12 protein-coding genes are annotated in these 12,988 nt (G+C 65.6%); 5 read left to right on the plus strand and 7 right to left on the minus strand.

Annotated features, from left to right (window positions below):
* Positions 1 to 14: 14 nt before the first annotated feature.
* On the plus strand, positions 15 to 902 hold the full coding sequence (gene purU, locus E5Z01_RS04375; RefSeq protein WP_135228264.1) for a formyltetrahydrofolate deformylase: 888 nt from the start codon (positions 15 to 17) through the stop codon (positions 900 to 902).
* 50 nt (positions 903 to 952) lie between these two features.
* On the opposite strand, the gene E5Z01_RS04380 is transcribed toward purU, so the two are convergent.
* From E5Z01_RS04380 to E5Z01_RS04395, 4 genes are all read right to left on the minus strand, one after another.
* Positions 953 to 1,339: a diacylglycerol kinase gene (locus E5Z01_RS04380; protein ID WP_135228265.1), complete on the minus strand. Its 387-nt coding sequence runs from the start codon at positions 1,337 to 1,339 to the stop codon at positions 953 to 955.
* Positions 1,329 to 1,796 (minus strand): rRNA maturation RNase YbeY, encoded by a 468-nt coding sequence (gene ybeY, locus E5Z01_RS04385; RefSeq protein WP_135228266.1) that lies wholly within the window; start codon positions 1,794 to 1,796, stop codon positions 1,329 to 1,331. The genes E5Z01_RS04380 and ybeY overlap by 11 nt, the downstream gene beginning before the upstream one ends.
* A 264-nt stretch (positions 1,797 to 2,060) precedes the next feature.
* The gene (locus tag E5Z01_RS04390) at positions 2,061 to 3,110 is read right to left on the minus strand and encodes a PhoH family protein (RefSeq protein ID WP_135228267.1); all 1,050 of its coding nucleotides are present in this window, start codon (positions 3,108 to 3,110) and stop codon (positions 2,061 to 2,063) included.
* 269 nt (positions 3,111 to 3,379) lie between these two features.
* Complete coding sequence (locus tag E5Z01_RS04395) at positions 3,380 to 5,053, minus strand: glycerol-3-phosphate acyltransferase (RefSeq protein WP_135228268.1); 1,674 nt, start codon at positions 5,051 to 5,053, stop codon at positions 3,380 to 3,382.
* Between the two features lie 142 nt (positions 5,054 to 5,195).
* On the opposite strand from E5Z01_RS04395, the gene E5Z01_RS04400 reads away from it, so the two are divergent.
* The 4 genes from E5Z01_RS04400 to E5Z01_RS04415 all read left to right on the plus strand — a co-directional run bounded on the left by E5Z01_RS04400 (position 5,196) and on the right by E5Z01_RS04415 (position 8,964).
* On the plus strand, positions 5,196 to 6,038 hold the full coding sequence (locus E5Z01_RS04400) for a metallophosphoesterase family protein (RefSeq protein WP_240738180.1): 843 nt from the start codon (positions 5,196 to 5,198) through the stop codon (positions 6,036 to 6,038).
* 176 nt (positions 6,039 to 6,214) lie between these two features.
* Positions 6,215 to 7,987 carry a DEAD/DEAH box helicase gene (locus tag E5Z01_RS04405; protein ID WP_135228269.1) on the plus strand — a complete coding sequence of 591 codons (1,773 nt, stop codon included), beginning with the start codon at positions 6,215 to 6,217 and terminating at the stop codon, positions 7,985 to 7,987.
* A gap of 105 nt (positions 7,988 to 8,092) precedes the next feature.
* Entirely contained in the window at positions 8,093 to 8,527 is a 435-nt protein-coding gene (locus tag E5Z01_RS04410; protein WP_135228270.1) for a hypothetical protein, read from the plus strand.
* Positions 8,528 to 8,577: 50 nt separating this feature from the next.
* The gene (locus E5Z01_RS04415) at positions 8,578 to 8,964 is read left to right on the plus strand and encodes a lysozyme inhibitor LprI family protein (RefSeq protein WP_135228271.1); all 387 of its coding nucleotides are present in this window, start codon (positions 8,578 to 8,580) and stop codon (positions 8,962 to 8,964) included.
* 22 nt (positions 8,965 to 8,986) lie between these two features.
* On the opposite strand, the gene E5Z01_RS04420 is transcribed toward E5Z01_RS04415, so the two are convergent.
* The 3 genes from E5Z01_RS04420 to tilS form a co-directional block, all read right to left on the minus strand.
* Entirely contained in the window at positions 8,987 to 9,862 is an 876-nt protein-coding gene (locus tag E5Z01_RS04420; RefSeq protein WP_240738181.1) for an alpha/beta fold hydrolase, read from the minus strand.
* 3 nt (positions 9,863 to 9,865) lie between these two features.
* On the minus strand, positions 9,866 to 10,963 hold the full coding sequence (locus E5Z01_RS04425; protein ID WP_135228272.1) for an acyltransferase: 1,098 nt from the start codon (positions 10,961 to 10,963) through the stop codon (positions 9,866 to 9,868).
* A 412-nt stretch (positions 10,964 to 11,375) separates the two neighbouring features.
* The gene (gene tilS / locus E5Z01_RS04430; RefSeq protein ID WP_135228273.1) at positions 11,376 to 12,956 is read right to left on the minus strand and encodes a tRNA lysidine(34) synthetase TilS; all 1,581 of its coding nucleotides are present in this window, start codon (positions 12,954 to 12,956) and stop codon (positions 11,376 to 11,378) included.
* Between the last annotated feature and the right edge of the window lie 32 nt (positions 12,957 to 12,988).

The following is a 12,988-nucleotide window of genomic DNA, read 5'->3' on the forward strand; positions in this document are numbered from 1 at the left end:
GGTATTTTCCGAGGATGACTGCGCTCACCACCGGGCTTCTGGACGCTCCGAACACCGCCACCCTGACCATCAGCTGCGCCGATCAGCGGGGAATCGTGGCGGCGGTGTCGCAGTTTCTGCACAACCACGGGGCGAACATCATTCACAGTGACCAGCACAGCACGGATCCCAGCGGCGGAACGTTTTTCATGCGCATGGAGTTCTACCTGAAAGATCTGGACGTGGCGCGCGATCAGTTCGAGCGGGCCTTTCAGGAGGTGGTCGCGGGGCCGTTCGGCATGGCGTGGCAGCTTAACTCCGCCTCGACGCCGAAGAAAATGGCGCTGCTGGTCAGCCGGTACGACCACTGTTTTCTTGACCTGCTGTGGCGCAAGCGGCGCGGCGAGTTGAACGTGGAGATTCCCCTGATCATTTCCAACCACGAGGATCTGCGCCGGGACGCCGAGATGTTCGGTCTTCCCTTCCATGTCATTCCGGTCACGCAGGAGAACAGGGCGGAGGCGGAGGCCGAGCAGGTGCGCCTGATGCGCGAGGCCGGGGCAGATTTCGCGGTGCTGGCGCGTTACATGCAGATTCTGTCCGGGGACTTCCTGCGGGAGTTCGGGCGGCCGGTCATCAACATTCACCACAGTTTCCTGCCGGCGTTCGTGGGCGCCAACCCGTACCGCGCCGCGTTCAAGCGGGGCGTGAAGCTGATCGGCGCGACCAGCCACTACGTCACCGAGGAACTGGACGCCGGGCCGATCATCGCGCAGGACGTGGTTCCGGTCACGCACCGCGAAACGCCGGACACCCTGATGCGTCTGGGCCGCGATGTCGAGCGGCAGGTGCTGGCCCGCGCCGTGAAGGCCCACCTGGAAGACCGCGTGCTGGTACACGGCAACAAGACCGTGGTGTTCTGACCAGCGCTCAGGCCACAGCTGCCACGGCCACAGCTGTCAGGGCTACAGCGTCACGGCTGAAGGCCCGCGAGTTTCAGCAGGGGTGGCCCCAGCACGGCCAGGCCCACCAGCAAGGCCCCGAGGCTGGCGATCAGCACGGCGGCGGCGGCGGCATCCTTGGCGATCTTGGCCAGAGGATGAATCCCGGGACTGGCAAGGTCCGTCAGGGCTTCCAGCGCGGTGTTGACCACCTCCAGGCTCAGGACAAGCGTGCAGCAAAGCACGATGGGCGTCAGGGGCGCTTGCAGGGCCAGAGCCAGGGCAGCGGCGATGACGGCGGCCGCCACTTCTATGCGGAAGTTCGCCTGGGTGCGGTACGTGTGCGCGATCCCCGCCCAGGCGAAGCCCGCCGAGCGCCACCAGCGTTTCAGGCTGAGGGCCGAACCGTCAGACCTCATCGGGGAGAGCAGCCTTCGCCACGTTCCAGGCGTCGTGAAACACCCGCCATTCCGTGCCGGTGGCGCCTTCCTCGAAGCCCAGGCCCTCGGCGTGCGGGTGGTCATGTCCTACCAGGTGCGTCAGACCGTGGCTGGCGAGCAGCGCCACTTCCCGCGTCAGGCTGTGCCCCCGGCTTTCGGCCTGCCGACCCGCCGTATCCAGGCTGATGATGATGTCTCCCAGGTGCGGCGGCATAAAGGGGTCGCCGGGTTCCCAGGTGGGGAAACTCAACACATCCGTGGCGGCGTCCTCCCCCCAGTGTTCCAGTTTTAACGCTTGAATGGCCTTATCGCCCACCAGCACCACCGTGACTTCCCTGTCAGCCACGCTGAAATGCTCCATTACGGCTTCCAGACTCGCCCGCAAGGCAGGACGCAAACCCGCAGGAGGACGTTTTTGGGGAATCAGGTCAATCACGCTGGGAGTCTAACCGTCTAACGGTCTCACCGTCTAACTGCCGGAATCCGGCGGGCCGCTCCTGTTCGTGCGTGATGTCGAGTGTCACGGCCAGGCTGGACAGTCCAGGCGGCTGCCGAACCGCAAGCGAGGAGGCTCTGTGGTGGGGCATGCCCAGGGCGCGTAGGCCGCGGGCTGTTTGCCCATGAATGGGGATACACCATTCTTTTCCTGCATGAACACAAAAAGGCCGAAGCATACAGCTCCGGCCCATTCGGTTTTGATTTACCTGACGTCTTTCTCGTCTTCGGGAATGCTGGCGAACTCGCCGCGCCGCGCCGCGCGTCTGTCCTCTTCGGCTTCCTCGGCGACTTCGTAGGCCTTGATGATGCGTCCGACCAGCGGATGACGCACCACGTCCACTTCCGTGAACTCGTGCCAGCCGATGCCGTCGATTCGGCTCAGGACGCGTTTGGCCACCGCCAGGCCGGAGGTGATGTGGCGCGGCAGGTCAATCTGTGTCACGTCCCCGGTCACGACCACCTTGCTGGAAAAACCCATGCGGGTCAGGAACATCTTCATCTGCTCGCCGGTGGTGTTCTGCGCCTCATCCAGAATGATGAAGGCGTCGTTCAGGGTGCGCCCGCGCATGAAGGCCAGGGGCGCGATCTCAATGACGCCGCTGGTCAGGTAGGACTCGAATTTCTCCTGATCCAGCATGTCCTGAAGCGCGTCGTAGAGCGGGCGCAGGTAGGGGTCAATCTTGGCTTGCAGATCGCCGGGCAGAAAGCCCAGTTTCTCGCCGGCCTCGACGGCGGGGCGCGTGAGGATAATGCGCTTGACTTTCTTGTTCTTGAGGGCCTGCACAGCCATGGCCACGGCCATATAGGTTTTGCCCGTCCCGGCTGGGCCGACGCCGAAGGTGATGTCGGATTTGTCGATCAAGTCGAGGTACTGTTTCTGGCCGGGGGTCTTGGGTTTCAGCCCGCGTGGCAAGCTCAGGCCGGTGACCTGCGTCTCGGCGGCCAGGCTGCGGCCCTCGCCGCTCAGGCGGGCGCTTCGCAGCAGGCTTTCGGGCGTGAGTTCCCCGCCGCCGCGCACCACGTCGAGCGCGTCGCGGATCATGCGGCCCGCGTATTCGACGTCGGCGCTGTCCCCAGTCACGGTGATGGTCTCGCCGCGGGCGATGATTTTGGCTTTGGTGAGTTCGCGCATGCGGCGCAGGTTGGCGTCACCGGCTCCCAGTAGCGCGTACGCTTCGCGTTGATCCGCCAGGGTAACGCTGTCGGTGGCGGCGGGCGGGGTCTGGGCGGCGGTGTTCGTAATGTCCGTCAAAGTGTTGACTCCTGTCCTGGGCGCCGTGACCAGAGGGCACAGGCCGCAGTACTCCCCGCTGGTCGGCTGGGGAGGAAGGGGGCGAGAGGCTTCATTCGGATGGTCTTATTGTGTGCGCGGCCTGCCTGGGGCTGAGTATTCCAGCGCACAATTGCCCTTTAGGTAGAGAAAAGATCAAGGCCCGTCACCTTATTTATAGCGTGACAGGCTGCAATCGACATGCGCCAAGTGGCTCAGTCAGTGGCCGAGCCAGCAGCTGAGTCAGCGGCTCAGTCGACCACCTGAAAGCCCAGTTTCTGCGCTTCCTCCACAAAGAAGTTGATGTTCTCGCTCAGCGTCTGTGGCCCCAGGCTTTTGCGCCCGTGTTCGCCGGTGGCGGCGATGATCAGGGTTTCGGCGAGGCAGGCCGGAACGTTCCCTTCCCCGAATTGCAGGTCGATGTTGGTGGTCATGCTGCCGGGCGGAATCACCAGGCCGCCGGGAATGATGCGCACGCCAGGAACGTCGCGCACGCTCTCGTCCACGTCGGCGGGGCGGCCCTCGTCGAAAATCCAGGCGCCGGGCTTCACGTGCGGGGGGAAAATCACCGGGTTGGGGTCGCTGGTGGCGGAAAAGATCAGGTCGGCAACGTTCAGGGTGTCGTAACTGGTGGTGGTCACGATCTCGGTGTCCGGGTTGGCGCGGCGCAGGGTGTTCGCGCTGCGTTCCAGCTTCTCCATGTCCCGCCCGATCATGATGACCTTGCCGACCTGCGGGGCGATGGTGCGGGCAATTCCGAAGGCCACCACGCCGTTGGCACCGACAATGCCGGCGGTGGCCTGCTTCAGGTCGCGCCCGGTCTGTGCGAAGTGCTCCAGAATGCCGGGAATGGCGGCCTTGATGGTGCCCGACGTGTACGCCCCACCGTTGGTGATGGTGATTTCCGGCACGGCTTCCTGCACGTCCACGCCCTTGTTGCCCACCACACTCCAGAAGGCTCCCAGGCCGAATACCTCCGCGCCCAGTTCACGGGCCAGTTGCGCGCCCTCGATGGCGCGGCGGGTGGCCAGTTCCGGGTCGTCGCGGAACCGGTCCGGCAGCAGCGGCGCGGACAGCAGGTAACAGCGGATTTCCTTGCCCTGCGCGGTCTGGATGCCGCGCAACTCGCCGACCTTCATGGGGCGCATCTCGTCGGCCATCTGGCGCACGGTCTTCTCGCTGACCAGCCCTTTTTCCACCAGGGGTTTGAGCCACCCGAAGCGCTGCGCCGACCAGAAATCATGCAGGTTCATGGGGTGGATCATGAAGGCGGCGACCACCTGATCGTCGCGTTTGCCGGCCACCGGAACGTCCTCGCCCACCCGCGGCTCAGTGCCGTCCAGGATGCGGCCCAGATTCTCTTTAAAGCGCCAGGCGGCCGCCACCAGCAGCGCCAGCGTGGTCAGTTTCGGGGCGGGGCTGTACGGCAGCAGGGCCACCGCCGCCGCCAGGGCGCCCAGGCCCGCCAGGGTGGCGGCACTGACAAAGCCCCAGTACCCGGCCACGCCCGCGTACACCAGCACGGGCAGCAGGCCGGCCCAGAAGGGAATAGCGCCCGTGACCACCAGGCCGGCCAGAATCCCCAGCAACACCAGATTGCCGCGTCCACGCGGCGGCGTCGGCCCGAACAGCGGCCGGGGCGGGTTGAGGTGCCCCAGGTAGGTCGCCAGCGCCGCCATGACCGTCACCTCCGGCTTATTCAGGCTGGACACCATCAGCATCGCCGTGAAGCCCTTCAGGGCGTCCAGCGCCGCGCTGCTGATGGCCAGGCGCGGCCCCACGCGCCGCAGCACGTTCTCCACGCCCAGGTTGTGCGCATTGTTCAGGCGGCTGCTGACCCCGGCCCGCGCCAGCAGCCAGTGCCCCAGGGGCAGACTCCCCACCAGGAAAGCCACCCCGAGCAGCAACGCCGACAGAAACAACATGGCTGGAATTGTAGCGGGTCAGGCGAAAGCGAATTGAATCGCGCCCCGCAAACATGACCGCTGTGGAAACCGGCCCACAAAGGCCGCGCGCAGAGGGTGTTTGGCTGACGTTCAGCGGGACGGACGCGCCTAGAATGTGGAGGTGCGAGTAGCGGTCATGGCGGACATTCACGGCAACGCGGACGCGCTGAGCGCCGTGCTGACGGACATGGCGGTGCAGGGGGCAGAGCGCCTCATCGTGAACGGGGACGTGGTGAACCGGGGGCCGGACTCGGTGCAGGTGCTCGAAGCCCTGCTGGCGCGGGACGACGTGTCCTTCACGCTGGGCAACCACGACGACCTGCTGCGCCTGTGGAATGAACGCAGTGACACCCTGCCCGCCGCGTGGTTCGGTGACCCGTTCTGGGGCGCGACCGAATGGAGCGTGCAACAACTTGACCGGGCGGGGCTGCTGCACGCTCCGGCCGACTGGCCCATGACCCAGCGCCTCCGCCTGCCGGGTTTACCGGATGTCCTGCTGGCGCACGGCACCGCGCAGCATTACCGCGAGGGCCTGAGTGAGCGCAGCCGCCCCGAGCGCGTGCAGGAACTGGCGCAGGAAGCGCGGGCAGGGGTGCTGGTGGCCTCGCACATCCACCGGCAGGCGGACGCGCACTTCGGGGAGGTGCGGGTCATCAACACGGGCGCGGTGGGTTCCCCCGCGGACGGCGACCCCCGGGCGCAGTACCTGCTGCTGACCGCCGGTACGAACGACTGGAACGTGGATTTACGCCGGGTCGCGTATGACCGCTCGGGTGTCCTGTCACGCTTCGAAACGAGCGGTCTGCTGGCCCGTGGCCTCAGCGCCGAGATTTTCCGGGATGAAGTGGTAACTGCGCGCAGCCTCTACACGCCCTACTGGGAGTGGACGGAGCACACCGGCCGGCCGCGCTATGAAAAAACCTGGCGGGAATTTCAGGAGCTGTACCTGGAGGCCATGCCGTGAACCGCTGCTGCCCTTGCGTTTTCTGAATGGTTCCAGTATACTTTTTTTTCGTGCGCCATTCCGGGAGATACCCGGTGGCCGGAGAGTCCCCCCACTTACAGGACGAGCTTTCACTGCTTACAGCGATCTGAAGGCGTTTGGAGTTCTCAAGGGGTTTTCTCCCGAAAGGACTACAAATGAACTTTGATCAACTGATCGCGCCCGAACTCGCGGCGCGTCTCGCCGAGCGCGGTATCACGGAAGCCAGCCCCATTCAGGCCGAGAGCCTGCCCCTGACCCTGAACGGCAAGGACATGATCGGCCGCGCCCGCACCGGCACCGGCAAAACCCTGGCGTTTGCCCTGCCGATCATCTCCAAACTGGAACCCAGCCGCGAGCGCGCTCGCCTGCCCCGCGCCATCGTGGTGGCGCCCACCCGCGAACTGGCCAAACAGGTGGCCGAGGAATTCAGCAAGAGCGGCGTGGGCCTGACCACCGTGACGGTGTACGGCGGCGCCGCCTACGGACCGCAGGAAAGTGCGCTGCGGCGCGGGGTGGACGTCGTGGTGGGCACCCCCGGACGTCTGATCGACCACCTGGAGCGCGGCAACCTTGACCTGAGCGCCGTGGAGTTCGCTGTGCTGGACGAGGCCGACGAGATGCTCAGCGTGGGCTTCGCGGACGCCATCGAGACCATCCTGCAAAAGACATCCAGTGAGCGCCAGACCATGCTGTTCAGCGCCACGCTGACGAACGACATCAACCGCCTGGCCCGCAAGTACCTGCGTGACCCGCAGCTGGTCGACATGGTCGGCGAAGGTAAGAGCCAGGCCGCGCAGACCGTCGAGCACCTGAAAGTGAAGGTGGGCCGCGCCCGCACCCGCGTGCTGGCCGACCTGCTGACCGTGTACAACCCTGAGAAGGCCATCGTATTCACCCGCACCAAGCGCGAGGCGGACGAACTGGCGAACGAACTGATTCACCGTGGCATCGAGAGCGAAGCGCTGCACGGCGACCTGGCCCAGAGCCAGCGTGAACGCGCCCTGGGGGCCTTCCGCAGCGGCCGCGTGGGCGTGCTGGTGGCCACCGACGTGGCCGCCCGTGGCCTCGACATCCCCGAGGTCGATCTGGTGGTGCAGTATCACCTGCCGCAGGATCCCGAAAGTTACGTTCACCGCTCGGGCCGCACCGGCCGCGCCGGGCGCACCGGCACCGCCATCATCATGTTCGGTGACCGCGAAAACCGTGAAGTGGCGGGTCTGGAACGGATTACCGGCGTGAAGTTCAAGGAACGCGCCCTGCCCACGCCCAAAGAGGTGGCGGCCGCCAGCGCCAAGTCCAGCGCCGACATGGTGCGCAAGGTGGACAGCGCAGTGGCCCAGAACTTCCAGGCCGAAGCCGAGCGCCTGTTCAGCGAACTGGGCCTGGAAGCCCTGGCCCGCGCCCTGGCCAAGATCAGCGGCGTGACCGAGCCCGTGAAGGCCGCCAGCCTGCTGTCCGGTGAAGAAGGACTGACCACCGTCATCCTGCACGGTGAGCGCCTCAGCATTGCCCGCAGCGTGGCGGTGCTGGCCCGCAACAGCGACGTGGATACCCGTCGCCTGGGCAAAGTGCGCCAGTGGCGCGGCGGCACCGTCGCCGACGTGCCCAGCGAGTACATCGAGAAGCTCATGAAAGCCAACCCGCTGGAAGGCGAGATTCAGATCGAAATCGCGCAGGAACTCCCGGAACTGTTCGAGCAGGCCACCCGTGAACGCCGCAGCGAAGGCGGTTACCAGGGCGGCAACCGCGGCTACCGCGACGAAGGCGGCTACCGTGGTGGTGGCAACCGCGGCGGCGGGTACGGCAACCGCGGCGGCTACGACCGGGGCGGCAACGGCGGCGGACAGGGCCGCTGGAGCCGTGACCGCGACGGGCAGAACCAGCGCCCCCAGCGCGACGACTTCAGCGACCGCGAATTCCGGGGCTAAAACACAAATCTTCCTGAGTCACCGATATTCAGATGGTAGCTTCTGCACATGCGGAAGCTGCTTTTTTTGCTGCCCCTGACGCTTGGCCCTGTTCATGCTGCGCCTGTGCGTGCCCCGCAGGAACTCACGGCCATTCTGAATGTGCCAGCCGGAGCGAAAACTATGGTGTTGAATTTTGACGGCACCACCCACCCTCAAACCGTGTTCTCCGGGATACGTCAACTCGTCATTCATGTGATCGCCACGCCGAACGAAGTCCGGTACTCGTGGCGGCAGGCTCAAGGAAAGACCTCTACGGAGAGTTCAAGCTCGCACAAAAGCACGTTCTCCTTCATACCTGCCCCAGCGTTGAAGCGTACCTTCAAGCCCGCCCTGAATACCTGGACGCCCCTCTGGACAGGCCAACAGGAATTCGGGCCGACATTCACCTTTGGCTACCGCAAGAGACTCATGATTGAGGAGCTGACCTTGAACGTCCTGTTCACCAAGGTAAGCGCTGAACGAATCAACGAGCACCTACAACCGCCACAAAAACCATGAATGAACAAAGCCAATCAGGGTTAAGATCAACGGGAAAAGTGGAGGATTAAATGAAAAGACGAGTAATTGCCCTGAGCGTGTTTTCCATCAGCCTGCCCTTCCTGGGGTTGACGGGTTCAGCGCAGGCCCAGCAAAGTTGCGATTTTCCTGTGGGAACGTTCGATCAGGTGTATTGCGTGAACAAGGTGACCCTGCAGGCGGACGCCGAAATGAACGTGGCCTACCAGAAACTCCTGAAAAAATTGACTGCGGCCCAGCAACAAACGCTGCGGCAAACGCAACGGACGTGGATGGCAAAACGCGACCGGGACTGCGTGGACGGGTACACCGTGTACGTGAACTGTACGCATGACATGACCGTTTCGCGCCTGAACTTCCTGAATGACCGCCTGCGCGAGTGCAATTCGTCCGGTTGCCAGCCCAGCAAACTCCGCTAGGTTCCCAACGGCCTTTGTGGCGTTATCGCCACTTGCTCCCTTCCTGATCGAATTCGGTGCGTTCCTCCAACGTCTGAAAGAAGGTCAGCAGCTGCTCGCCTACCTGCGTGCTGAAGCGGTTGCCGCCCAGATGTGGGCCGTTCAGGGCCATGCTGCGGCTAAACGGCGGGGGCGCGTATTTTTGCAGCAGGGCAGCATTCTGGCTTCTGGGCACGACCTTGTCGTCCGGGCTGCTGGCGACCCACAGCGGAAGTGGGCGCGCCCGCAGGGCCAGGGGCAGGGGGTCGAGGGTGTCCAGCGGGACGTTTTCTCCGTAAGCTTCCTTGATTTCCTGCTGCCGGGTTCTGCTGCTGTGCCAGGCGGCTTGCAGGTTGACCCACGGGTCGATCAGGGCCAGGCCGTCCACCGGGTAAGGGCCGCCGGGCAGGGTACTGCGCAGGGCCATCAGGCCGCCCATGCTGAGGCCCAGGGCGTAGCTGCGGCCATTCCAGGCCAGCAGGCGACTGGCCTGGCGGTGGGCTTCGGCGGCGACTTGCAGGCCCTGCGGGCTCCCCCAGCTCAGCGGGCCGCCGTCACTGCTGAGCAGCACCGCAAAACGGCCTTTTAAAAGGGTCAGGGTCAGGCGCGAGAACTCCGGGCTGCTGCGCAGGCGTTCGGGTGTCTGCCCACGGGGGTGGGACACGACGATCAGGGCGCAGTCGGTGTACAGGCAGTGATCCGGGACGGCCAGCAGCGAGGCGGATTTTGTCGGCCCGACCTGTGCCCAGGTGATGGGCACGGTGTTGACGGGCGCGGGAGCGGGCACCGGCTCGGCAGCGGGCGTGCCAGCACTGGCCCAGGTGGGGGTCAGGCAAAGAATCAGTGCGGGGAGCAGGCGGGACAGGGCGGGTTTTCTCACGGGTTACCTTCCGAACAGGAATCGGCTGAGGGGCGCGGAACGCAGCAGCAGGTGCCCCAGCAGGGCCGAGATTACCAGGGCAAGATACCCGCTGAGCAGGGCGGCACTTGTCCGTTGCCACCCGTTGCCCGCCGGGGGCCACCACAGTTCCGCCAGTTGCAGCAGGGCCGGGTGCAGCAGGTACACCTGCAGACTCACCAGGCCAAACCAGGCCACCAGGTTCCGGAGTTGCACGGCCCGTTCCTTCCAGGCCAGGCAAACGCCGTAGATGACCAGGGTGCACAGCGAGGTGAACAGCCAGGTGCTGAGGTTGTAGGCAAGGTTACTGACCGGCTGGCCCTGCATGGCCGCCGTGGCCAGCGGCAGGTACGCGCCCGCAGCCAGCAGCAGCAGGGCGGTCAGCCACCAGCGGTAACGCCGGAACCACGCCGGGAATTCCTCGGATCGGGCAGCCACGGCGGCGCCCAGCACCAGCGGCAGGGTGTACCACAGCACCACGCTGCCGGGGTAGGTCCACTTCAGGACGCTAAAATTCAGGAAGTAGACGGCCAGTTGCAGGATGACCCCCACGCCCATAGCCGTCCAGAGGCTCAGGCGGGCGCGGGCCAGCGGCAGCAGCAGCGGAATCAGCACGTACGCCTGCACGGCCACCAGCAGGAAGTAGAGATGGTAACTGGCCTTGCCGTACAGCAGGTAAAACTGCACCTTCTGCGGGTCGCTCAGGGTCTCCTGGGGACGCTGGCCCAGCACGACGTACCACAGCATGTAAAGGCCACTCCACAGAAAGTAGGGCCAGGCTCCACGGGTCGCGCGCCGCTGCCAGTAGCGCCGCCAGTCGGGCGCCCGCAACAGACTGCGCGTCAGCAGCAGGGCGGCCATGAACAGGAAGGCGGGCACCGCGAAGTGCAGCAGGCGGTTGGCGACCAGCAGAGCGGTGTGCAGGGCGCTGCCGGCGTCCAGATAACGCAGGCCCAGGCCGGTCGCGTGGTGCGCCACGACTTCCAGGATGGCCAGGCCACGAAAGGTATCCACCACCCAGGGCGGCCGGGAAACGGCGGCAACAGGCTTTTCGGGAAGGGCGCTGGGGTGGGGTGACGTCATGAATTCTGAAGTGTTCCGGCTTTGAAGGAAAAATGGCTCATGCTGGGGTTCAGCCGACGAAAGAAGGGCGAGTAAATACTGTCTCGAACGGCATGGAGTGAATTCGGGAACGGTCCCTGAACTCACGCCGGAGCAGTCAAAATGGGAGAAAGCCGGCCGCCGGTGTCTCCTGAGCGGGGCGACGCGCGTCAACGCTTGAGCCGCCGCAAGGCATCCCCCCGACTATAGCGTCCTTTCCCGTATTCAGTCGGCCTGACGTTAAATGGGAGGTCGGTCAGTACAGCGTTTGGCAAAAAGAAGGGGGCTGTCTTGATGCTCGGCCAGACACAGTTCGGAAGGAGAAAACAAGCCAGGCGGTAGGGCTTTCAAGGTGCTTGCGGCGGCGCGGCAATCCGCTTTGGTCACCGGGTGTCTAGGGTTCGCGCCATTTCCGGAATGCCCCTTGCAGGAGGCGCGCGGCTTCGCTGGCGCGGTAACCGCCCCGCACCTCCAGCCGGTGGCCCCAGTGTGCCCTGAGCAGGTCGGTCACGCCGCCCAGTGCGCCTGATCGCGGGTTGCTGGCCGCGTACACCAGCCGGCCCACGCGCGCTTCGAGGGCCGCGCCCAGGCACATGGGGCAGGGTTCCAGCGTGACCACCAGTGTGCAGTCCATCAGGTAGGCGCCGTGCACGGTGCTGGCTTCGCGCAGGGCCGCCAGTTCGGCGTGCCGCGTCATGTCGCCGTGCTCGCGGCTGGTGTTGCGCCCACGCCCGATGATGTTCCCCTGCGCGTCCATGACGACCGCCCCCACCGGAACTTCGTCAGCATCGGCGGCCTGGCGGGCCAGGGTCAGGGCTTCGCGCATGGCGGCGTCGAGCGGGTGGAGGGGTTGCCTGGCGTCCTGGCGTGCCCCGGTGGCCCACACCGGCGGATCGAGACCGAGCCACTTCACGTCCTGGCCCACGGCGAGAAGCGGAAGGCGGGCGCGTTCGGCACGCGGAATCTTGAAGTCGGTCAACAGGTCGCTCACTTTTCGCGTGCCGCCCGGCAGCCGGATGCGGTCACCGTCCAGTTTGTGGCGCAAAGTCCAGCCGGCTGGAAGGGGGAAGTCAGGGTCAGCCCAGCGCAGGGGGCTCAGGTACAGTTGTCCACCGCTCACCGTGACCTGTGAACCGCCGGGGAGTGTCAGGTGCCGCGTCTCCCCGCGCTGAATGGCGCCCGTCAGGCTTTCGAGGTGGTGAACATGGGCCTCCAGCCCGGCGCGTTCCAGTTGCTGTTTGACCCAGCGGCGCAGCAGGGCGGGCGGTTCCTGCGCCAGTGGCGTGTGCGCCCTGATCTGCGCGGCCAGGCCGCTCAGCGCGCGGTCGTCTTCGCCGCTCCAGCGGGCCACACGGCTCAGGGCTTCCTCGGCGGCGGGGTAACGTGCCCGCAGCACCGGCATGACGGCCTGGCGAATCCAGGCCCGGTTGTAGGTGGGGTCGGCGTTGCTGGCGTCCTCGCGCCAGTCCTGGCCCAGTTCGTGCAGGTAAGTTTCGATGTCCTGGCGTGCAATGCCGAGCCAGGGGCGGCGAATGCGCTCACGCGCGGCCGCAATGCCGCTGAGAACAGCTTCGCCGCGCAGCAGCTGGGTCAGCACCGTCTCGGCCTGATCGCGGCGGGTGTGCGCGGTCAGGATGGCCTGCGCTCCCGTCTGCCGGGCCACGCGGGTCAGGAAGTCGTAGCGCAGGCGGCGGGCGGCGTCCTCGATGTTCCAGCCGCGTTTGCGGGCAACCGCCGCGACCTCCACGCGCACGCCGTGAAACGGCACGTCCAAGCGCGCGGCCAGTTCACGTACCCACCCAGCGTCCCCGGCAGAATCGGGCCGCAGGGCATGGTCAAAATGCACGACGACAGCTTCCGCCCCCACTTCCAGCAGCGCCCGCAGGAGGGCCACCGAGTCCGCCCCACCGGAAACGCCGACGACCACCCGCTGATTCACGAAGGGCTGGAGGGGTTCAAGGAGCACGCGGGACATCAGTGCAGTGTATAGAAGCGCTACGTATAGAA

This window comes from Deinococcus fonticola (genome assembly GCF_004634215.1).
GTDB classification, from domain to species: Bacteria; Deinococcota; Deinococci; order Deinococcales; family Deinococcaceae; genus Deinococcus; species Deinococcus fonticola.

Excerpts from the sequence above, each read along its gene's own strand:
- E5Z01_RS04380 (WP_135228265.1), bottom strand. The coding sequence starts at position 1,339 with ATGAGGTCTGACGGTTCGGCCCTCAGCCTGAAACGCTGGTGGCGCTCG.
- purU (WP_135228264.1), top strand. The coding sequence starts at position 15 with ATGACTGCGCTCACCACCGGGCTTCTGGACGCTCCGAACACCGCCACC.
- E5Z01_RS04425 (WP_135228272.1), bottom strand. The coding sequence starts at position 10,963 with ATGACGTCACCCCACCCCAGCGCCCTTCCCGAAAAGCCTGTTGCCGCC.
- E5Z01_RS04405 (WP_135228269.1), top strand. The coding sequence starts at position 6,215 with ATGAACTTTGATCAACTGATCGCGCCCGAACTCGCGGCGCGTCTCGCC.
- E5Z01_RS04395 (WP_135228268.1), bottom strand. The coding sequence starts at position 5,053 with ATGTTGTTTCTGTCGGCGTTGCTGCTCGGGGTGGCTTTCCTGGTGGGG.
- tilS (WP_135228273.1), bottom strand. The coding sequence starts at position 12,956 with ATGTCCCGCGTGCTCCTTGAACCCCTCCAGCCCTTCGTGAATCAGCGG.
- E5Z01_RS04415 (WP_135228271.1), top strand. The coding sequence starts at position 8,578 with ATGAAAAGACGAGTAATTGCCCTGAGCGTGTTTTCCATCAGCCTGCCC.